Origin of the sequence: Shewanella sp. Pdp11 (genome assembly GCF_002838165.1) — a bacterium.
In the GTDB taxonomy this organism is placed as follows: domain Bacteria; phylum Pseudomonadota; class Gammaproteobacteria; order Enterobacterales; family Shewanellaceae; genus Shewanella; species Shewanella hafniensis.
In genome coordinates this window covers 2,654,114-2,673,842 of sequence record NZ_CP015194.1, presented here as the reverse complement: position 1 = coordinate 2,673,842, position 19,729 = coordinate 2,654,114, and the positions used below count along the sequence as shown (strand labels likewise).

Sequence of the window (19,729 nt, the reverse complement as noted above, 5' to 3'; positions counted from 1 at the left end):
CCGGACTACAGCTTAGTCATAAGTTAACTCAAATGGCTCATAGTGACATGAGCCATTATATGAGCTTTTACATGAACTTAACGTTAAAGGTGACGCCAATCTGACGCGGATCACCGTAACGAATATATTGCTTTTCTGCCCAGCCATTATCAGGCTCGTTACCGAAGTAGAAACCGCGCACACCGTATTCTTCATTGAACAAATTACGGCCCCATAAATAAGCCGACCATGCACTCGCCTCATAACCCACGCGGGCATTGACGATAGTGTAGGGTTCAGAACGTGATTCATTGCTGTCTGAATAGTAAAACTCGCTCTTACCGCTTAAGTTTAGGTTAGCAAACCAACCCGAATTGGCACGATAAGTCCCACCAAGGCTGTAGGTAAAGTGTGGTGAATGGGCCAGATCGCGGCCAGTTAAATCCACCTCAGTGCCATATTTGTCCTGATACTGATAATCGCCGTAGGCGGTTTCTAACCAACCTAAGCTTGAGTAAATTTGTAGATTATCCGTGGCATACCAGGTCGCATCTAACTCAGCACCATAGTTATTCGAACTGCCTGCGTTTTCGGTGAACAAAATAAAACGCTGTGGTTTATCAGGGTCTTGCTGGGATGCCGCCACCTGTTGATCTTGTCTGTCCATATAGAACAGCGCCAGATTAGTATCGATAAGCCCTGCTAGCCAATGGGATTTAAGGCCGATTTCATAGTTATAAAGCGTCTCAGTACTGAACTCTTTTTTATCGTTCAGTTCGACAGGCAAAGTCATGTTAAAACCGCCCGCCTTGTAACCGCGTGCGACACGGGCATATGCGTTGTGTGAGTCATTCAGCACTTTACTCACTGCAATATGTCCACCCCACATGGTTTCGCTCGGGTCGAAATTATCGTTATTCGTATCTGAGTAATGGCTATTGCGGCGCTCTAAACGTAAACCCACAGATAAGGCATAATCTGAGCCCAGATCCGTATCGAGCTGACCAAACAAGGCATAGTTCGTCGCTTCATACTCAGAGTCTAAGACTTCATCCGGCCAAGTATTGTATTCAGAATACAATTGGTTATCTTCTTTCAGATTCATGGCGTACACACCAAGCAACCAATCTGTGCTGTCCGCAAAAATTCGGCCCTGCTCGGTAGAACTTAAGCGAAACTCTTGCGACACAGTTTTACGTTGGCCAGTTTTATCCCAAAAATAATCATATTGGCACGGCGCCAGATTGCCATCGTCATCACTGCATTGCTTAGAAGCCCAATACTCTGGGTTCGACCAATCGCCATCGTAACTGTAATGGTGATCGGTATTCGCAAAAGAGGTTAACGAGGTTAACTCAAAGGTTTCGGCGCCAGAATAGGTCGCTTTAAAGCCCGCGCCTGTGGTGCGCTGGCTATCGACACCCGGTTGATCCGATGTCGTCTGGGTCGGTGAATTAGTTAAACTCCACACATCGTAGCCATTATCAAAATCGGCGTGCAGCACAGTTAAATCAAACTGCAAATCGTCAGTCGCATACCAGCGCAGCTTAGCGCGGCCGCTGAACTCATCGCGGCCATTGGTATCGTCACGGCCTAAATAGAGGTTGTCGTGGTAGCCATTTTGTTGATGTTGCTGCAGTGACACGCGATAAAGCAGCTTGCCAGAATCCGTTAATGGGCCAGAACTGAAACCGCTAAACGTGCGTAAATCATCATCGCCTAACGAGACTTCGCCGCCATGTTCAAACACATCGGTGGGATCGTTACTTTTCAGATAAATCAGTCCCGCTAAAGCATTGGCGCCATAACGTGTGCCCTGTGGTCCACGCAGCACTTCGACTTGCTGTAGATCGTACATGCTCGACACCATACCAATACCGGATAAATCGATATCATCAATGATGTAACCCACAGAAGAATTAGGCGCACCTTGGTATTGCTCTTGCTCACCTACACCGCGAATTTGAAAATATTTTGGCCGCGAACTTCCACCTGACCAGTTAAAGTTAGCAATAGAATTAAGCACATCCTCGAAATGCTGCGCGCTTTCATCTTGAATTTTTTGACTGTCGATAACGGTAATACTTGAAGGCATTTTTTCTAAGCTTGAACTGCGAAAATCCGCCGTCACTACCATGACTTCCATATCAGTGCTGGGATCGGGTTTATCGATAGCGTCGGTTTGTGCAAATGCAGCAGAGCTCAGCGCGGCAACAATGGCTAATGCCAGCGGCGCTCGGGTTAAAAACGGGGAATGACGGTTTGACGTTTTACGGTTTGACATAGGACCTCAAATATAATGTTTGAGATCCGGCAACGAATAAGCGATTCAGAAGTGTGCTGTTAATTGGCCCATTCCTACGCCGGTATTAGCCGGATCAGGTTCTAAGGGTTCGTCAGCTGACATCTCAGTTTGCAGTAATCAACGTAAATTCATTCACTGCAAACACCCCTTGGCGGCGCCTAGTATACATGAGTAATAGCATGGGATGACACATTTACGTCATAAAAAGAAAAATGCCAGCATAGCTGGCATTTTCTGGGCGAACTCAGGCTTAGTTCGAAAAGGTTTCGCGCACGTACACATCAAATGTAACCACTTGAGCATTAGGTGCCACGGCGGAGACTTGCAATTGTTGCTTGCCGTGTAATTTGACCGATTTCCAGCTGGTTGCCTCATCTTCTATGGTGTAACCGCTGGCGTCGTACCAAGTGAATTTATACTGCACACGCATGTCAGTTGATGATTTGCTAACAATCAGTGCAGAGCCCTGCACTAAATCACCGACTCGGCGAGCATCCACACTCTGTACCGCAATATCTCGGGCAAAGCTGGTATTATCGACGCGGGTTTCACCCAGTGAACTCACTGAAATCCCTGCGGTATGTGAGGCACAAGCACCTAAGGTCAGCGCCGCGGCCAATAATAGTCCGGTATAAATTTGTTTCATATATTTCTCCCAGTCACGCGACTAAATGCGCGGCTAGCGCGCATTATTCCCTATTAAACGACAAGCTAAGTGAACTGTGCTGAACTTATGCTTAACAAGACAGACTTAATCATCACTCAACTATCTGCTCACTAAAACGAGTTAATCAATCAGAAAGTGCGCCCGTGCCGTAGCGATGAGCTGCTTACGATTGGTTTGCCAACAATCGATATTCACATTGGCCACTCGTCGCCCCTGACGGGTAATGCGACATTCTGCAAAGCTATCTTTATGCAGACCCGCACGCAAATAGTCGATAGAAAAATCGACCACTTTAGGCACTTTGGCTGTTTGCATAAAAACCATTAACTGCACTATCGCCGACATTTCCATAAAGCCCGCAATCACGCCACCATGAATGGCGGGCAACACAGGATTACCGATATTGTCGTCTTTAGCGGGCAATTTAAAAATCAGTTCATCACCAAAACGCTCCACCTTCATGCCAATAAATTTGGCATAGGGAACGTGCTCAAGTAAATGGCCAAAATCATTAAGTTCAGTGGCGCGTTTAACAATGCCTTGCACATCGATAGGCGCTTTTACTTGGGCGTGTTGAGTGGCACTGGCTGTGCCAAGTTCCGAATTATTTGCGCTCATCAGTATCTCCTATCTCAGGCACAGCTTCACCCATCAACGCTTGTCTAAAGGCATCACCGACCATTTCTGGGCTGATCCGCATAAAAGAGCCAACAGCATGGGCAATAGGATCATCTATGCTGTCTTGATAAGCAATCGCGCGGGTAAAGGCAATGTTAGAGGACAATTTGTAGCATTCCGCAAACCCAAACACAGGTTTATGGGGCTGAGCGGGCTTCATATAATCCACCCGCAAATCGAGCGTAGGTGAGATTTCTAACAATTTGAATTTATGGAATATCGCGCTAACCACAGCACTGCCACAGGCGGTATCCATTAAAGTAGTAATGACTCCGCCGTGGATAACCCCCGTATCGGGATAACCAATTAATTCAGTGCTGTAGGGCAACTCAATCAACACATGATGCTCGCTCGCCTCCAGTACCGTTAAACCGAGACGGCGACACTGAGCGAGTTGATCCACAAACCGCTGCGCCATTTGGGTCAACGGGAAAAAATCCGAATTGACCTTCATTTGCCTTGGCTCAACATGGGCCCCAGAGGCTCCCCGCCCACAAGGTGGAAATGAATGTGATAGACTTCTTGTCCACCGTGTTGATTGCAGTTCATGATCAGTCGATAGCCATCTTTAGCGATACCCGCTTCCGCCGCCAATTTAGCTGCAACCGTCATCATACGACCAAGCACAGGCTCATCAGAGGCTTTCATGTCGTTTGCCGTTGGGATTAAATGATTTGGCACAATCAAGAAGTGCGTAGGCGCCTTAGGGGAAATGTCTCTAAAGGCAGTCACTAGTTCATCTTGATACAGAATATCCGCGGGAATTTCGCGACGAATAATTTTGCTGAAAATCGTTTCTTCGGCCATGGGGCGTCCTCCTTGGGTTAGTTGGCATAGTATATACCCAAACAACTTGAAGATGCATGATTCAGCTGGAGTTTAACGCACTTTAGGCAAGGCGGTTATTTGCGGACCTAGTGGGCTAAGTTAAAAATAACCAACAAAGCATAAAGTGCGTTAAAACCCGCCGGGACGGAGCGTCTAGGGCACTCCACTCCCGTGTTGCATCAATTCAAAAGGTGGCCGACATTCTGTCATTGATGCGCCTTGAATTGAAGCACCCTAGGCGCTCTGAACTCGTATCTTCAGGTTGCTTGGGTATATTGACAATTCAATGCTTTGTGTCTGTAGATATTTTGCTTTTCATTTGCCAGTTGCAGGCATTTTTGGCAGCATGGCCACCATTAAAATACTCAGGTTTTGCAGGATAAATATGATCCATTACCAGATAATCCCCGTCGATCCGAAAGCCCATTTATTCGCTGTTACTATGACATTATCCCAACCCAAGCCAGTGCAAGTCTTTAGCCTACCCGCTTGGCTGCCTGGCAGTTATATGGTGCGCGACTTTGCTAAAAATATTATTGAACTCAAGGCACAAGATGCCAATGGCCAAACGCTCAAGCTCAGCCAACTAGATAAGCAAACTTGGTCGATTGACAATAATAGCAGCGAAATTATTCTGACTTATCAAGTGTATGCTTGGGATCTGTCGGTGCGTACTGCGCATTTGGACACGACCCACGGCTTCTTTAACGGCAGTAGCGTGTTTTTATCCGCCCACGGTTTTGAACAACAAACCCACACTGTCACTATGTTACCGCCCTCTGAGACCACATTAAGTGATTGGCGCGTCGCTACCAGCATGACCCGCATCAGTGGTGACGACTTTGCCTTCGGCCAATTTAGTGCCACAAGCTATGACGAGCTCATCGATCATCCTGTGGAAATGGGCTTATTTACCTTAGCCAGTTTCGATGCCTGCGGCGTCCAACACGATATCGTCCTCAATGGCCGCCACCGCGCTTGCATGCCAAGACTCTGCCAAGACTTGAAAGCCATTTGTGAGTATCAAATCAATCTTTTTGGTACGCCTGCGCCGTTTAAACGTTACTTGTTTATGACCACAGTATTAGACAATGGCTTTGGCGGGTTAGAACACAGAGCTTCTACCGCATTAATGTGCTCACGCAAGGACTTACCGCTGTCGCTCAATGCGCCAATCAATAACGACTATCGCACTTATTTATCCTTGTGCAGCCACGAGTATTTCCACAGCTGGAACGTGAAGCGTATTAAGCCAGAGTGCTTTTTACCCTATAAACTGGAGGCTGAAACCTATACGCCGCAGCTATGGGCCTATGAAGGCATCACCTCCTATTATGATGACTTCCTTACCTATCGCGCCGGGTTGGTAGATGAACAAAGCTATTTAGATATGCTGAGTGAAACCTTCACCCGCGTTTATCGCAGCCAAGGACGCTTTAAACAAAGCGTTAAGGACTCGAGCTTTAATGCATGGACTAAGTTCTATAAGCAGGATGAAAACGCGCAAAACGCTATCATCAGTTATTACACCAAAGGCGCGCTGTTTGCGCTGTACTTAGATTTAACCATGCGCCATGAAACCCAAGGCAAATACAATCTCGACCATGTGATGCAGATCCTGTGGCAGGAATATGCCCTGCAAAATAAAGGCACGACTGACAGCTGCCACCAAGCGATTGTCGAGCGACTCCTTGGCCGTGATTGCCACGATTTATTTACCTACTTAGATAACACCGACGATATTCCACTGGCTCCACTACTCGCCGAATTTGGTGTCGAGTTTAACCTTCGCGCCAGCCAAGGTCCGCAGGATGTGGGCGGCGGGCAACTAAAAGGCTATGACTTTACCTTTGGTGCGAAAACCCAAGCGGCGCCGATGGGATTGAAAGTGGTGACCGTTACCCAAGGCAGCCCAGCCCACCTTGCGGGATTAAGTGCGGGGGATATCTTAATCGCCGCCGATAACTTGCAAGTCAGCGCGCAATTTGAGTCGCAGCTACAGCAATATCCGCTGGGTGAATCCTTGAATCTACATTGGTTTAGACGGGATGAATTGATGACGGGTGAATTGATGATAACTGCCGCGCCGAAGGACACTGTCGCCCTAGCAATTAGTGACAGAACTAAACTCGCGGCTTGGTTAGGACGTTAATTTAACGTTTTAATTCGATTGATTTTAAGACAAACAAAAGGGGCAAAAGCCCCTTTTATCATTTCTGAGATAACACTTAACTTAGGTACTAATCTCTAAACGCACACATCTATGTCTAGAACAGTATTCCCTTGCCAAATTAGTGTCTTCTATCAGTGCTAATACAGATTTAAACCATCACATCGTGCAAATAGGTTTGCGCCCACGCGATCGCTTGACCACGGCTCGACACACCGATCTTACGGAATACTCGGTACAAATGGGTTTTTATCGTGCTTTCACTGACAAACAGCTGATTAGCAATATCTAAGTTAGTACTACCCGTTAAGAGGGCTTGTAATACTTCTCGCTCACGAATCGTCAGCGGCTCAGTATCTTCGAACAAACCAAAGTCATCGTTTACCCCATTGACAAGTTGAATTGGTATCACCCTATGGCCTCGTAAAATATTCGAGAATCCTAGGCTAATCTCAGTTAAACCCGCATCGAGATAAAACACCCCTGCGGTCGTGGCCGCTTGCATTAAAAAACGTGCATCGACTTGTTTAGGGAATTGTAAATAGACGACTCGTACACTTGGTTGTTCACGGGCAAGTAAACGCTGAAATTGATGGGCTTTTTGAAGATCAACAGTTGCTAAATCAATCACTACCATGGAGGCATGATTATCCTTGATTTGTTCACACATCTCATCAGGGCTGACTTGCGTCAACTTAACGAGAAACTCCTGTGGCCAACGTCCTGCTAGCAATTCCATTAATACTTGCGATCGTGACACTACAATCCAATGTAATATTTTGAACATCCTGCTCACTCCCTGTCTGATTAACGATTATTCACTTTGAGAACCTAAAATCCTCTCAATACAACTTCAACATCCGTTCAATAGACTTCCAAGTCTACCGTGGTTACGATATTAGCATTAGATAAAACAGATTAAAAAGACTTACGTGAAAAATATTTACCGTACGCAAATCAAAAACTTCTAACACTTTCGTTGAATACACTATCAATCAGAAGTCTTAATTGAAACTGAAAAAAATTACTGAAATTTTGAGATAAAAGCGTAAGATCATACCAACAAAAAAATAAGGAAATTCCATGTCCAGCAGCAAACCCAGCGCGTTTGAAGTTAAATCCTACTCAGTTTGGGACAAACCGACGCGATTATTCCATTGGATTAATGTCATTCTCGTACTCGCACTCATCTTAGTCGGTGGCATCATGATGTATCGTGCTGAGCTGGGCATCACTGAATTAACGGGCAAAATTGGCTTAAAAACTTTACACGTGTACATAGGCTATGCGTTTGCAATCAACCTCATTATTCGCCTTGTGTGGGGTTTTGTCGGCAACAAATATGCGCGTTTCAGCCATATGTTTCCCAATGCTAATAGCAAAAATGAATTAATGACCTATAAGTCAGAATTGGCCGCGGGTAAAAATCCGCAGTATTTAGGCCATAATCCTAAAGGCAAATTTGCCGTTCTCGGCATCATGCTGCTGTTAATCACTATCATGGTTACTGGGCTTTTACGTGCAGGAACCGATATTTACTTTCCGCCATTAGGTAGTGCAGTACAAAGCTATCTGGCCGATACTAATGTCGACCCAGCAAGCTTAAAACCCTATGATGCCACTGGAGTGAATACTGAGAAAGCGGCTGCGCTTAAACCGCTGAAGGGACTAGCCGGTCAAGTTCACGTTTATGCGGTTTATCTACTTTTACTACTGATTTTACTACACGTATTCGCTGTGGTTTATACCGAAGTTAAACGTCAACCTGGCATTATTTCAGCCATGTTCTCTGGTAAGAAGATCATCCAAGGCCAACCAAAAGACGAGTAATTGATTCATTTACTGATAAAAATAACGCCAACATTTGCTGGCGTTATTTATGTAGACTTGAAGGCAGATGCCAACGCTTCTAACATTTTTTAATTATTTTTTCAGAATCGTCGCTGGTGTGCGGCCATCATCATGGCAACTTTCACAGGTCGGTTTTTCACCTACATTCATATCATGCACCGCATGACAATCTGCACAGACTAAATTGCCGTCATGTGGTTTATGCACAGCGTCCATTTCAGCAAGAGAACCGTGACAGCTTTGACACTGTTCAAATTCAAAGGCACCATCCGCAGAAGGTGTACCATCTTTATGACAGCTTTCACATCCACCCGACTCAGCGTGGAAATCAGACAATTTTTGATCTGCAGCAAATGCGGTTGGCGACAGCGCTAACGCTGCGAGACTTGCCCCGAAAAGCGCACTTAATAGTTTTTTGCTCACAATAGTATCCTCCAATGGCGATTGTCAGTGGAAATTCTTGTCAGGGTGACTTCCATCTCGCAACCAAAAGTAAATAGCACGACTCGATATAACTTAGCTAAGGATGTACGAATAAGCAAACCCATGCTAAGCAACCCAACTTTATCAACATACTCAAGGGTAAAATGTGCGCTGCATCATGTAACCACATGCTTATATAAGAGTTTTACATATACCTAACCTAGAGATTACATAATGTAAATCCCTATAGCAACTAAGGACATAATAAAAAGCCAGGGTTAAACAATTTGGGCTCTACTCGAAGGACTTAAGGACAAACTCAAAACCATAAAAGTTAACTAAAGGAGTAAGTGCTGCTTGATAAAGATGTGTAATGACGACTATACGTGGAAATTAAAAAGAGTGCCTAAACGCCCTACTCGTCTCTGACACTGAGCTCCATGGCGGAACTCAGTGTCAAATTTAGTCTCTAAATTTAGAGACTAAATTCAGTTGTTACATGCAAGCCAGCAGACAAAACAAGCTCTGGAAATCGAGCGAGTCGTCATCAACTCGCATCGAGTCCCTGAAGAGTCTCAACCTCAGTTTTAGGCCAAGCGTTAATCACGGCTTTAACCAAGGAAGCCAATGGAATGGCAAAGAATACCCCCCACACGCCCCATAAACCACCAAAGACTAATACCGCGGCTATGATTATCACTGGATGCAAATCCACCGCATCGGAGAACAAAATCGGCACGAGTAAATTACCGTCGAGCGCCTGAATAATGCCGTAACCCAACATCAAATAGCCGAATTCAGAACTAAAACCCCACTGAAAAAATGCCACTAAGGTGATCGGCAAGGTGACTAAGGTTGCGCCAACATAGGGGATCAATACCGACAAGCCAGTCAACACCCCGAGCAACATTGAATACCTCAGCCCCATTAAGGCAAACAAGATATAGCTCGCGACACCAACCACCACGATTTCAATCACTTTGCCACGAATGTAATTGAAAATTTGCTGATGCATTTCAAACCACACTTTGCGGGCTAATTGACGATTAGCAGGGAAAAAACGCTTACTGCCGCTGATCAGCTGGTCTTTATCCTTTAAAAAGAAAAACACCAACAGAGGCACTAAAATCGCATATACCATCAAGACGAGTAATGACGCTGAATAGCCAATTAATTGCTTAGCAATATCCAGTACATGCTGAGTATCGAGCAGTTTTTTAAGCTCTGCGACCATCAAATCTAATTGCTCAGGATTGATAAATTGCGGGTATTGGTTGATCAAGGTTTGTAGCGTCAGCAGCCCTTTATCTATCATGCTCGGCAAATCGGCAATTAAGCTCACGCCTTGACGCCACACACTCGGAATTAAGCCAAATGTCAGTAAGACCACAATGCCCAAAAACAACACGATAACTAAGGACGCACCAGCGGTGCGATTAATGCCTAATTTCAGCATTTGCGCCACGGGCCATTCCAATAAAAATGCCAACACCAGCGCGACTAATAAGGGGGCAAGTAAACCTGCGGCAAAATAAATCACTAAAGCGAACCCAACAAGAATAGCCATTAAGGTCACAGCTTGTGGATCACTAAAGCGCTCTTGATACCAACGAGAAAAAACAGTAAACATGGATCATTCCAATAGTGATGGTTGGCTAGGCTTCCCAAACGCTCAGGAAAGTTTATTTATCATGGTGTTATCTACGACGTTATCAAACTACTTTCACTTCAACTTGTTAGCAGAACGGAAATCTTACGCCCAGCTAGCAAACTCATTTGGTGAACTTATCTAGCGTGCACATTAAATTAGGTCACGACTCGGAAAGGATTTAAACATGAAAATCCTCAATTTATCCCTGAGATAGATCAACTTTGGTGACCATCAAGGCTAACAGACTCACATCATTACGCAACTCTTGCACGACATGACCTTGTTTTTTTAAATATTGGGGAACATCTCGTCGCGAACCTGAGTCTGAGAGTAAGATATGCAATTGCTCGCCGTCTCGCATTGGCTTCAATGCAAGTTTCACTTTAACTAAAGGTACAGGACAGCGAAATAGCGTTAAATCAATAAAAATCATAATGAACTTGCTATAGACGAACTTGGGCTATTATCCTAAGTTGCACCTCAAACTACAAGCTAAGTGCAGTATCTCTGCCTTTAGTTGAGATAATTAGAAATAAAGGATCCGCTTGCGTAACTTGACTTTTTTGACTCGATTAAAACCTTTTGTTGCAGGCGCATTCTCTTTGATGCTGCTAACCTTAGCCGCCAAAAGCTTTGCTAACAATGACTTACCGGATTTAGGTACTGCCGCAGTTAACACCTTCAGCCTTGAAAAAGAAATGGTTTACGGTGATGCCTATATGCGCATAATTCGCTCCTCGGCGCCTATGTTAAATGATCCTGTGTTGAGTCAGTACCTTACAGAACTTGGCAACAAACTGGTCGCCCATGCCACAGGGGTAAAAACGCCCTTCTATTTCTTCTTGTTACAAAATGATGAAATCAACGCCTTCGCCTTCTTCGGCGGCCATGTTGCCGTGCACACAGGCTTATTTCTCAATGCCGATAACGAAAGCGAACTCGCCTCAGTACTCGGCCACGAAATTACCCACGTTACCCAACGTCACCTTGCGCGTTCGCTCGAAGCACAACAAAAGAGCAATCCTGCGACAATTGCGGGTTTACTCGGCGCCATTTTATTAACCATTGCCGTACCACAAGCTGGTATGGCTGCACTGGCGACGACCCAAGCGATGGCAACACAATCAAAAATCAACTATACCCGTTTGCACGAGAAAGAAGCCGACCGCATCGGTATGCAAATTTTGGTGGATGCAGGCTTTGATCCCAACGCTGCAGCGGATTTCTTTGGTAAGTTAGCCACTCGTTACCGCTTTACCACCACACCGCCACAAATGCTGCTAACTCACCCATTACCAGAGTCGCGGATCACTGAAGCCCGTAACCGCGCCGAGCAATATCCTAAGCGTTATATTCCCGATAACCTGAACTTCCAACTGGCGAAAGCTCGTATTCAAGTCCGTTTTTCCAGTTATAGCGACGAAGCGGTTTTGAGCATGTTTGACAAGCAACTAAACAAACAGACCTACAGCTTTAAAGAGGCGGCGCTCTATGGCAAAGCGCTGGCGTTATTTAGATTGAAGAAGTTTGATGAGTCGGAAAAAATCGTCGATGAACTGTTAAAAATTGATGATAACAATCTGTTTTATATCGATACGAAAGCCGACTTATTGACCGAACGTAAGGACTATGCAAAGGCGATTGCTATACTTGAAGCCCAGCGAAAAATGAAGCCAACATCGCAAGTGATTAACGCCAACTTAGCCAATATTTACATCGAAGCTGACCAAGCCCCTAAGGCTATTCCTTTATTGGAGGACATGATATTCCTCGATAAACAAAATCAGCTGCCCTACCAATTACTGAGCGCTGTTTATAAAAAAACAGGCAATCAGGCGTTAGAATATTTTTCTACTGCTGAGCTCATGGCTTTGGGAGCTAATTATAAGGGCGCTATCGATCAGCTTAACTTTGCCTACCGTGCATCTGAAAGTAATCCCTTACAGCTTGCACGTATTGAAGCCCGTATACGCCAGTTCAAAATGGCCGATAAAGAGATGGAAGCGCTTAAGTAATGAGTTGTTTTACAAATTGATTTAACTTCATTACCCATTTATACGCCCCGAACACACTGACGGGGCGTTGTTTTTTCTGTTATCATCCGCTCCATTGTTATTTCAGCCCGTATTGAGCCTCTAGCACTATGACCCAAGCGACGATTTACCATAACCCACGTTGTTCAAAAAGCCGTGAAACCTTAGCTCTACTTGAGCAACAAGGTTGTGACATTACCCTAGTGGAATACTTGAAAACGCCTCCTACGGCTGAAGTCATTGGCGACATTCTGACAAAATTAGGCATCAGTGCTCGCGAATTAATGCGCACCAAAGAAACGGAATATCAAGCCTTGGGGCTTGCCGACACCTCATTGACTGAGCAGCAATTGATTGAAGCCATGGTGAACACGCCTAAACTCATCGAACGGCCAATTGTGCTCGCCAATCAACGCGCTGCCATCGGCCGTCCTCCAGAGAATGTGCTCGCTATTCTTTAATTATGATTTTTATAAAATCGCTTTAATTTTAATTCTTAGGTAGACATATGACGTCCAACACCTTATTTACTCTTAGCCGTTTAGGTTACTTTGCGCTCGTCCTGCTATTAGGCGGCTGGTTTGTTGGTCAGGGTATTAGCGGTGAGTATACTCTGCTATTTAGCCTCTTATGGATAGCGCCATTGTTACTGCCTGCAAAAGGGGTTTTCCAAGGTAATCCATATACTTATGCTTGGGCGAGTTTTATTCTGTGCCTCTATATGCTGCATGGGCTGACGCTGCTTTATGTCACTACCGATGCCTTCGCCTTTGCATTAATCGAAGTATTGTTGATTGGTGTACTGCTGATTGCCTTCCCCTTCTACGCTCGGATCCGTGGTCGAGAACTGGGATTAGGCCTGAAGAAAAAATCCAAAGAATAAGCCATTGCATACAATGTGATTTCAGCGCCGTCTTGCCTTACTAGGTGTGACGGCATTTTTAAATCGCAACGCCAAACTCCGCTAAAGATCTGCGTTCAAATACCCTCTTCATCCTCAGTTCAATGCACAGTTAATCGAACAACTAAATCGCATAAAAATTAACACTTAACATACTTGTAGCGACTTTTTGCAACTTACCCCCCGTGCTATAGTCAGTTTTTCATCGTGGAGTATTGATGTCCCGCGAGTCACAAAAAGTCTGACTGCACCGCTGAGTTAACATGGGAGAATGTTGTAATGGGGATATCGATACCACTGAAACTTTTAGGATTAATAACCTGCTCTAGCCTACTTATGGCGTGCGGAGGCGGTGGAGACAGCAACACAGATAATGGCGGAGTCACACCCCCCTCTAGCTCGTTGCCACGCTGCACAGAAAGCATTTCGCCGCTTCTTGTTACCACATCATCCTCAATCCGTTTTCAAACTGAGCCGACGTATGTGGCAGGTCAATCCAGTGCCATCATTGCCAACATCCTTAATCGCGATAGCCAAAACTTAACCTTTCGCTGGCAGCAAATCGATGGGCCGAACATACAATTAGTCAGTCAAAACAGTCCAGTATTAGCATTCGATGCTCCCACCGCTGGCGACTACCGTTTTAGCTTGCATGTGACGGGAAGTAATCTAGATGTCAGCGGAGAAATCGGCATTAATGTCGACCCAGCATCGTCGGCTATACTGAACGTTCGCCAAGATCACCAAGTGGTTGAAGGCAACAGTGTCAGCTTAAGGCTCGAACAACAATCAGGATTAAGTGCTGCAAATATCTCTTGGTGCGTAGCGTCTGGCCCGGATTTAATGGTCGATGTAAGCGATCCGTTTAGGCCGTTATTTACCGCGCCAACCGTCGCCCAAGATACAATCACTCGGCTCAAAGTGAACGCCAGTATCAATGGTAATCCACTCAGTGATGACGCCTTTGTGCTAACAACCGCGGCCCCGGCGATCAGCTCGCAATATTTCGATACCCCAGTGGCACGCACCCACGCCTATCGTCCAGCCTCACCTTACGCCAATGTGTTAGCGGGCTGTGTTTACTCCAATCAACTTAATGATAGCTGCACTATCAATACCTTACCTTTGATAGGCCAAACCTCAAGTGATCTAAATCGCGAGGCTATTCTTAATCGTGTACTGGTTTCCCACGACTGGATGGGCGATAATTTTGCCGCCTTTTTAGCTCAGATGGACCCCAACAGCGATTTTGCTCGCCTGTTACAATCCGTCACGGCCGTAGTGATTAGCTATGATGTGCGCCCTTCCTTCTATTGGGTCGTTACAGGAGCAATTTATCTCGATCCCGACGATTTATGGCTTACGCCAAGCCAGCGCGACACCATTAATGAAGCGCCGGATTACCGCAGTAATTTTGGTGATGATCTTAACTTTGTGATGCCTTGGCGTTATGTGAAAGACAATCAATATGCGTCACTTGGCGTACCTATCACCGTCAGAGCAGACCGCACGTTAGCGCAAATCAATCCCGATCTAGCCTCATTGCTGTATCACGAGCTTGCCCATGCCAATGACTTCTTCCCCCGCAGCGTACATGCCTCACTCACAGGGCCAAGACTGCTAGATGATTACAGTCGCCGCAATGCCAACAAGAGCCTGATATCCGATCAAGTCAGCAGCAGTTATCCATTAATGAGTGATGAAATGATGGGACTTGCCAATGTCCGTTTCCTCGGCGCAGCGGCGAATAATGTGCAAAAAGCCTATCAACCATCGGATGTGAGCACTTTCTTTTCTACCGATATCGCCAGTGACTTCTATGCCTATTCCAGCACCCGTGAAGACACGGCTATGCTGTTTGAAGAAGCCATGATGAGTTATCGCTATCAAATATTACGTGATGTCGCCGTCACCAATAAGCCTGCGGTGTTAACCGCTGATACGCTGATTATTGACTGGGGACAAAGAGGTAGAATTGCACAAGACAGCCTAGAGAATCGCGCTGCACTGGTGATTGATGAAATTCTGCCAGAGCTTGATGGCATCAGTCTGATTGAAAGTCTGCCCGAACCGATTGCCATGACCCAAGGTCAAAGCTGGCGTCAAACGCTTGCGATATCACCTACGAATGCACAGCTCAAAGGCCAAAATAATGCACCAGCACGTGACGCAGAACCACGATTTGAGCCTGAACTTCGCTTAAGTGGCGACCGTCACCGTCATCCTCAGCAATAGAGTGTTTAAGTTGTAGATAAACAAAAGCCCGTCTGCATTCAGCATGACGGGCTTTTGATTGTTAGGTTTTAGGTTTTTTACATTTTCTAGCGTTTACATCGCTCAAGACTAATTCAAAACCACTCAAACCGTGTCTCTAACCAATCATGCTTTTATAGATGCAGCATCTCTTTGGCAAAGGGAATAGTGAGCTTGCGCTGATGCACTAATGAGGCTTTATCTAACTTATCCAATACATCGAACAAGGTACGTAAATCCCGCGCCATTCGGTTCAACAAAAAACGCCCAACGTCTTCCGGTAATTGCAGACCACGCATGGCAGCGCGGCGTTGCAGAGCGGCAAGCTTTTCATCATCAGCCATAGGTTGCAGTTGATAATTCAACCCCCACTGCATGCGTGAAACGAGATCAGGTAACAGAAAACCCGCGTCCGCAGGAGACGAACTGCCACTGACCACTAAAGCACAATTTTTATGTTCGGCGACACGGTTGTAGAGATCAAAAATCGCTTCTTCCCAGACGGGGTGACCAGCGATGGCATCGACATCATCGATACAGACTAAATCTAACTGTTCTAGTCTTTCAAGCAATGCGGTCGAAATGCTCGCATGTATGCCTAAGGGAATATAAAAGCTGCGACGCTCAACTTCGTTGGCGTGAGCACAAGCGGCGTGCATTAAATGAGTTCGACCCGATTTCACTGGGCCCCACAAATAAATGGCTGCTTCACCCTGTCCTTCGGCATTGGCTCTCAGTTTTTGAATAAGTTCATCATTACCCGCGGCGGGGTAATAACTATTAAAGGTTTCGTCATCTGGCAAATGCACAGGTAACGAGAGTTGCAGAGGTGAGTTTAAGGGCACTCGGTCTTCTCAATATCAAATAAAAACAATGCCGTGCTTAGCATAACTCAGCACGGCCGATAACATCTTAAGGTAAACGCCATTCATATACAGGCTTGCCTGTTTGGTTAGAGACAGGGCTAAATTCCCCCGCACTCACAGGTGCGACTACAGAAATCCGCGGCTCTAAGCTTAATAAACGTTGTAAATCCGTTTCTGAGCCAAACAAATCTAACGAGAAGGTCGCGGTATGGCCTTGAATATGCGTTAAAGTGGCATTTTTAATCGCGCTAAGTTGCTTCAAATATCTTTCAACTTCTACTAATTGCGCCATTTTTTGAATATTAACAAAAGTGACACTCGCGCCTTGCTGTGTACCAGTATCGGCAATCGCGTACTTAGTAAAATAGTATTCGCCTAACGCCGCCATCATGGCTTCAATCGCCTGAGTCGAATTTTCAGCAGTGCCGTTGTAGCTGAATAACGGTGGCGTCAAAGAGTCAATGGTGGCCTTAGTATAGAGATTTAAACGATAACGAACTTGACTGCCAGCGGCATCAATCGCCACCAGCGCCAAAAAGTCAGCTTGATAGCGGCCGGAGACACTGGCCACGATATCTGCAAACATACCTTTGATATCGTTAGGATTAATCCCCATCAACTCATCAAGATCTAAGATAGGCAAAAGTACCGGAATACCACGTGCATCGGAAAAATCACTAAAGAGTTTACGTTCGGCTAACGCAGACGAGTCACCCAATATCACAGTGTCGCCATCACCTGGCATTGCGACCCAAAATAAGGTCAGCGGGCGTTGTGTTCCCCAAACCGGTAATTGCGCCTGACGCAGTAGCGCCACGATGCGACGGTGTTCAAAACTGGCCGTTAACAGTAATTGGCCATTCTGCTCGATATAACCATACTGGCTCAGCAAGGTATCAGGATTACCGAGCTGAGATTGGATCAGACTGTTATCGAGGGATCGCGCCGTGCCAGTGTTCTTGATAATGACTTGCTCAAGTGCACTTTTTAAGGCTTTGTCGCGTTCTGCAACCGCGCGCGAAGACACAGGCACATTGGCCTGATCTAATTTACTCACCTCAACAGCATTGACGCTATTAATCGTGAACAGACAATATAGAAATGCAATTAAGCTCGGCTTCAATAGGAATTTCAGCATCTTTGAGTAGTTGAAGTAAAGTCAGATGGGGCAAATTGTACCATAGTTAGCGCCTTAAGCGAGTCTTGGCAAAATTTAGCCCCATTTCAGTGCCAACCATGGCATGGAAAACCCAAACAGTGATCCGAATCGGCAAAACGGGCGATTTTCTTCTGCTGAAAATCCAACAAACTGATATCATCTGGCGGTTTACCCTAAAATTAACGAGAATAATAAATGAGACGACTCGCTATCCCCCTACAGGGCGCACAAATGCTGTTTGTGGCCTTCGGTGCCCTAGTGTTAATGCCGCTGCTGACAGGACTCGACACTAGTGTGGCATTGTTTACCGCAGGTATCGGTACCCTACTGTTCCAATTGATCACTAAACGCCAAGTGCCTATCTTCCTTGCCTCATCCTTCGCCTTTATCGCCCCCATACTCTATGGCGTGCAGACTTGGGGAATTCCCTCCACCATGGGCGGCATTATGGCCGCGGGCGTGGTCTACGTCATGCTCGGCGCCTTGGTCAAAGTGCGCGGCACCGACTTCATCCATAGGCTATTACCGCCTGTGGTAGTGGGTCCTGTGATCATTATCATCGGCCTTGGCCTAGCTCCAGTTGCCGTGAATATGGCATTGGGGAAAAGTGGCGATGGTAGCTTGACCCTTGTTGACACCAATACTGCGCTATTTATTTCACTCGCGTCACTCTGTACCACAATAGCAGTGGCAATTTTTGCCAAGGGCTTACTCAAAGTCATGCCGATTTTAGCAGGGATTATTGTGGGCTACGGCTTAAGTCTTGCCTTTGGTATTGTTGACTTTGCGGTTGTGACTGCCGCCAGTTGGATTGCGATTCCTAAATTTGTCGCACCCGAATTTAACTGGCATGCTATCGCCTTTATGATCCCAGTGGCAATCGCTCCGGCGGTTGAACATATAGGTGATATTCTGGCGATATCCAATGTTACAGGTAAAGATTTTATGAAAAAACCTGGCCTACACCGCACACTAACGGGAGACGGTGTCGCTACAATTGCCGCAGCGGCCTTTGGTGGCCCGCCAAACACGACTTACTCAGAAGTCACTGGTGCTGTAACCCTAACGCGCAATTTTGATCCAAAAATTATGACTTGGACCGCCATTACTGCCATCACGTTGGCCTTTGTCGGCAAACTAGGTGCGCTGATGCAAACCATTCCCGTCCCAGTCATGGGCGGTATTATGTGTTTGTTATTCGGCTCAATTGCAGCCGTTGGCCTCAACACCCTTATTCGCAATCATGTGGATTTGTCTGAGCCGCGTAATTTAAGTATTGTCGGAGTCACCTTAGTCTTTGGTATCGGCGGCATGGCATTTGGCATAGGCTCGTTTAGTCTGACCGGTATCAGCTTGTGCGGTATTGTCGCAATTACCATGAACTTATTATTGCCTGCGACCAAGCCTCACGATAAGCACAATGTGTCAGATGTCGCCCCTCACTAATTTTTGCTTGAGGGCTTGAGGAATCACAATGTTATTGAAGTGTTTGTTGTAGTGGTTTTTTAGCAATAGATTTTTAGCAATAGAACTGTGAAAAGCAGCGACAAAAAAGCCGCCATGATATTAATCATGGCGGCTTTTTCATTCATACTTATAAAATAAGCATTAACGCTTATTCTTCAGTCTTGATCTTAGCGGCAGCGGCTTTAATCAAAGGTTGTAATTCGCCTTTTTGGAACATGTCCACGACGATATCACAGCCACCAATCAACTCACCTTCAATCCACAATTGTGGGAAAGTCGGCCAGTTAGCAAACTTAGGTAATTCTGCGCGAATGTCTGGATGCTGAAGAATATCCACGAATGCAAACTGCTCACCGCAGTTAATCATGATCTGAGCGACCTGTGACGAGAAGCCACAGCTAGGCAACTTTGGAGAACCTTTCATATAAACAATGATAGGGTTTTCCGTGATCTGTTGCTTAATTTTCTCTACTGTTTCCATTTTGATTCCTAAGTAGG

Annotated in this window: 19 protein-coding genes and 1 riboswitch; of the genes, 7 read left to right on the top strand and 12 right to left on the bottom strand. The window is 45.7% G+C overall.

The genetic code is table 11. The features are described 5' to 3' along the window. Nucleotides 1–67 precede the first annotated feature (67 nt). The 5 genes from AYJ58_RS11845 to hinT all read right to left on the bottom strand — a co-directional run bounded on the left by AYJ58_RS11845 (nucleotide 68) and on the right by hinT (nucleotide 4,436). A complete protein-coding gene (locus AYJ58_RS11845; RefSeq protein WP_106650278.1) occupies nucleotides 68–2,263 on the bottom strand; it encodes a TonB-dependent receptor in 2,196 nt (731 codons plus the stop codon). Between the two features lie 54 nt (nucleotides 2,264–2,317). Then, nucleotides 2,318–2,443, bottom strand: a riboswitch (TPP riboswitch). Nucleotides 2,444–2,534: 91 nt separating this feature from the next. After that, nucleotides 2,535–2,930: a YcfL family protein gene (locus tag AYJ58_RS11840; RefSeq protein WP_106650277.1), complete on the bottom strand. Its 396-nt coding sequence runs from the start codon at nucleotides 2,928–2,930 to the stop codon at nucleotides 2,535–2,537. 141 nt (nucleotides 2,931–3,071) lie between these two features. Continuing rightward, nucleotides 3,072–3,569, bottom strand: a complete 498-nt coding sequence (locus AYJ58_RS11835; protein ID WP_006086342.1) for a PaaI family thioesterase — start codon at nucleotides 3,567–3,569, stop codon at nucleotides 3,072–3,074. Further along, on the bottom strand, nucleotides 3,556–4,083 hold the full coding sequence (locus AYJ58_RS11830; protein WP_006081304.1) for a PaaI family thioesterase: 528 nt from the start codon (nucleotides 4,081–4,083) through the stop codon (nucleotides 3,556–3,558). The genes AYJ58_RS11835 and AYJ58_RS11830 overlap by 14 nt, the downstream gene beginning before the upstream one ends. After that, a complete protein-coding gene (gene hinT, locus AYJ58_RS11825; protein WP_106650276.1) occupies nucleotides 4,080–4,436 on the bottom strand; it encodes a purine nucleoside phosphoramidase in 357 nt (118 codons plus the stop codon). Before hinT ends, AYJ58_RS11830 begins: the two co-directional genes overlap by 4 nt. A 406-nt stretch (nucleotides 4,437–4,842) precedes the next feature. Between hinT and AYJ58_RS11815 the strand changes: the two genes are divergently transcribed. Continuing rightward, entirely contained in the window at nucleotides 4,843–6,609 is a 1,767-nt protein-coding gene (locus AYJ58_RS11815; RefSeq protein WP_106650275.1) for a M61 family metallopeptidase, read from the top strand. A 169-nt stretch (nucleotides 6,610–6,778) separates the two neighbouring features. Here AYJ58_RS11815 and AYJ58_RS11810 read toward each other — a convergent pair whose 3' ends face one another. After that, a complete protein-coding gene (locus AYJ58_RS11810) occupies nucleotides 6,779–7,414 on the bottom strand; it encodes a LuxR C-terminal-related transcriptional regulator (protein ID WP_106650274.1) in 636 nt (211 codons plus the stop codon). Nucleotides 7,415–7,710: 296 nt separating this feature from the next. Here AYJ58_RS11810 and AYJ58_RS11805 point away from each other — a divergent pair, with 296 nt between their 5' ends. Then, complete coding sequence (locus tag AYJ58_RS11805; protein WP_106650273.1) at nucleotides 7,711–8,457, top strand: cytochrome b/b6 domain-containing protein; 747 nt, start codon at nucleotides 7,711–7,713, stop codon at nucleotides 8,455–8,457. Nucleotides 8,458–8,550: 93 nt separating this feature from the next. On the opposite strand, the gene cctA is transcribed toward AYJ58_RS11805, so the two are convergent. The 3 genes from cctA to AYJ58_RS11790 form a co-directional block, all read right to left on the bottom strand. Then, nucleotides 8,551–8,901, bottom strand: a complete 351-nt coding sequence (gene cctA, locus AYJ58_RS11800) for a tetraheme c-type cytochrome CctA (RefSeq protein WP_006081299.1) — start codon at nucleotides 8,899–8,901, stop codon at nucleotides 8,551–8,553. Nucleotides 8,902–9,448: 547 nt separating this feature from the next. Next, complete coding sequence (locus AYJ58_RS11795; RefSeq protein WP_106650272.1) at nucleotides 9,449–10,531, bottom strand: AI-2E family transporter; 1,083 nt, start codon at nucleotides 10,529–10,531, stop codon at nucleotides 9,449–9,451. A 220-nt stretch (nucleotides 10,532–10,751) separates the two neighbouring features. Then, nucleotides 10,752–10,985: a sulfurtransferase TusA family protein gene (locus AYJ58_RS11790; protein ID WP_106650271.1), complete on the bottom strand. Its 234-nt coding sequence runs from the start codon at nucleotides 10,983–10,985 to the stop codon at nucleotides 10,752–10,754. A 112-nt stretch (nucleotides 10,986–11,097) separates the two neighbouring features. Here AYJ58_RS11790 and AYJ58_RS11785 point away from each other — a divergent pair, with 112 nt between their 5' ends. The 4 genes from AYJ58_RS11785 (at nucleotide 11,098) to AYJ58_RS11770 (ending at nucleotide 15,721) form a co-directional block, all read left to right on the top strand. Then, nucleotides 11,098–12,567 (top strand): M48 family metalloprotease, encoded by a 1,470-nt coding sequence (locus AYJ58_RS11785; protein WP_106650270.1) that lies wholly within the window; start codon nucleotides 11,098–11,100, stop codon nucleotides 12,565–12,567. A gap of 128 nt (nucleotides 12,568–12,695) precedes the next feature. Beyond that, a complete protein-coding gene (arsC, locus tag AYJ58_RS11780) occupies nucleotides 12,696–13,046 on the top strand; it encodes an arsenate reductase (glutaredoxin) (RefSeq protein WP_106650269.1) in 351 nt (116 codons plus the stop codon). 47 nt (nucleotides 13,047–13,093) lie between these two features. Then, a complete protein-coding gene (locus AYJ58_RS11775; RefSeq protein WP_106650268.1) occupies nucleotides 13,094–13,468 on the top strand; it encodes a DUF2069 domain-containing protein in 375 nt (124 codons plus the stop codon). 297 nt (nucleotides 13,469–13,765) lie between these two features. Continuing rightward, nucleotides 13,766–15,721, top strand: coding sequence for a hypothetical protein (locus AYJ58_RS11770; protein ID WP_106650267.1), 1,956 nt, complete (start codon nucleotides 13,766–13,768; stop codon nucleotides 15,719–15,721). A gap of 152 nt (nucleotides 15,722–15,873) precedes the next feature. On the opposite strand, the gene hda is transcribed toward AYJ58_RS11770, so the two are convergent. Together hda and AYJ58_RS11760 are read right to left on the bottom strand one after the other, a co-directional pair. Further along, complete coding sequence (gene hda, locus AYJ58_RS11765; protein ID WP_106650266.1) at nucleotides 15,874–16,584, bottom strand: DnaA inactivator Hda; 711 nt, start codon at nucleotides 16,582–16,584, stop codon at nucleotides 15,874–15,876. Between the two features lie 67 nt (nucleotides 16,585–16,651). Further along, nucleotides 16,652–17,743, bottom strand: a complete 1,092-nt coding sequence (locus tag AYJ58_RS11760) for a DUF2066 domain-containing protein (RefSeq protein ID WP_106650265.1) — start codon at nucleotides 17,741–17,743, stop codon at nucleotides 16,652–16,654. 216 nt (nucleotides 17,744–17,959) lie between these two features. On the opposite strand from AYJ58_RS11760, the gene AYJ58_RS11755 reads away from it, so the two are divergent. Further along, nucleotides 17,960–19,210, top strand: coding sequence for a uracil-xanthine permease family protein (locus tag AYJ58_RS11755; protein ID WP_106650264.1), 1,251 nt, complete (start codon nucleotides 17,960–17,962; stop codon nucleotides 19,208–19,210). A gap of 169 nt (nucleotides 19,211–19,379) precedes the next feature. Here AYJ58_RS11755 and grxD read toward each other — a convergent pair whose 3' ends face one another. Next, nucleotides 19,380–19,712 (bottom strand): Grx4 family monothiol glutaredoxin, encoded by a 333-nt coding sequence (gene grxD / locus AYJ58_RS11750; protein WP_011846572.1) that lies wholly within the window; start codon nucleotides 19,710–19,712, stop codon nucleotides 19,380–19,382. Between the last annotated feature and the right edge of the window lie 17 nt (nucleotides 19,713–19,729).

What these genes read in the sequence shown, in the direction of transcription:
- AYJ58_RS11845 (WP_106650278.1), bottom strand. Translation starts at nt 2,263, where the DNA reads ATGTCAAACCGTAAAACGTCAAACCGTCATTCCCCGTTTTTAACCCGA.
- AYJ58_RS11840 (WP_106650277.1), bottom strand. Translation starts at nt 2,930, where the DNA reads ATGAAACAAATTTATACCGGACTATTATTGGCCGCGGCGCTGACCTTA.
- AYJ58_RS11835 (WP_006086342.1), bottom strand. Translation starts at nt 3,569, where the DNA reads ATGAGCGCAAATAATTCGGAACTTGGCACAGCCAGTGCCACTCAACAC.
- AYJ58_RS11830 (WP_006081304.1), bottom strand. Translation starts at nt 4,083, where the DNA reads ATGAAGGTCAATTCGGATTTTTTCCCGTTGACCCAAATGGCGCAGCGG.
- hinT (WP_106650276.1), bottom strand. Translation starts at nt 4,436, where the DNA reads ATGGCCGAAGAAACGATTTTCAGCAAAATTATTCGTCGCGAAATTCCC.
- AYJ58_RS11815 (WP_106650275.1), top strand. Translation starts at nt 4,843, where the DNA reads ATGATCCATTACCAGATAATCCCCGTCGATCCGAAAGCCCATTTATTC.
- AYJ58_RS11810 (WP_106650274.1), bottom strand. Translation starts at nt 7,414, where the DNA reads ATGTTCAAAATATTACATTGGATTGTAGTGTCACGATCGCAAGTATTA.
- AYJ58_RS11805 (WP_106650273.1), top strand. Translation starts at nt 7,711, where the DNA reads ATGTCCAGCAGCAAACCCAGCGCGTTTGAAGTTAAATCCTACTCAGTT.
- AYJ58_RS11795 (WP_106650272.1), bottom strand. Translation starts at nt 10,531, where the DNA reads ATGTTTACTGTTTTTTCTCGTTGGTATCAAGAGCGCTTTAGTGATCCA.
- AYJ58_RS11790 (WP_106650271.1), bottom strand. Translation starts at nt 10,985, where the DNA reads ATGATTTTTATTGATTTAACGCTATTTCGCTGTCCTGTACCTTTAGTT.
- arsC (WP_106650269.1), top strand. Translation starts at nt 12,696, where the DNA reads ATGACCCAAGCGACGATTTACCATAACCCACGTTGTTCAAAAAGCCGT.
- AYJ58_RS11775 (WP_106650268.1), top strand. Translation starts at nt 13,094, where the DNA reads ATGACGTCCAACACCTTATTTACTCTTAGCCGTTTAGGTTACTTTGCG.
- AYJ58_RS11770 (WP_106650267.1), top strand. Translation starts at nt 13,766, where the DNA reads ATGGGGATATCGATACCACTGAAACTTTTAGGATTAATAACCTGCTCT.
- AYJ58_RS11760 (WP_106650265.1), bottom strand. Translation starts at nt 17,743, where the DNA reads ATGCTGAAATTCCTATTGAAGCCGAGCTTAATTGCATTTCTATATTGT.
- AYJ58_RS11755 (WP_106650264.1), top strand. Translation starts at nt 17,960, where the DNA reads ATGAGACGACTCGCTATCCCCCTACAGGGCGCACAAATGCTGTTTGTG.
- grxD (WP_011846572.1), bottom strand. Translation starts at nt 19,712, where the DNA reads ATGGAAACAGTAGAGAAAATTAAGCAACAGATCACGGAAAACCCTATC.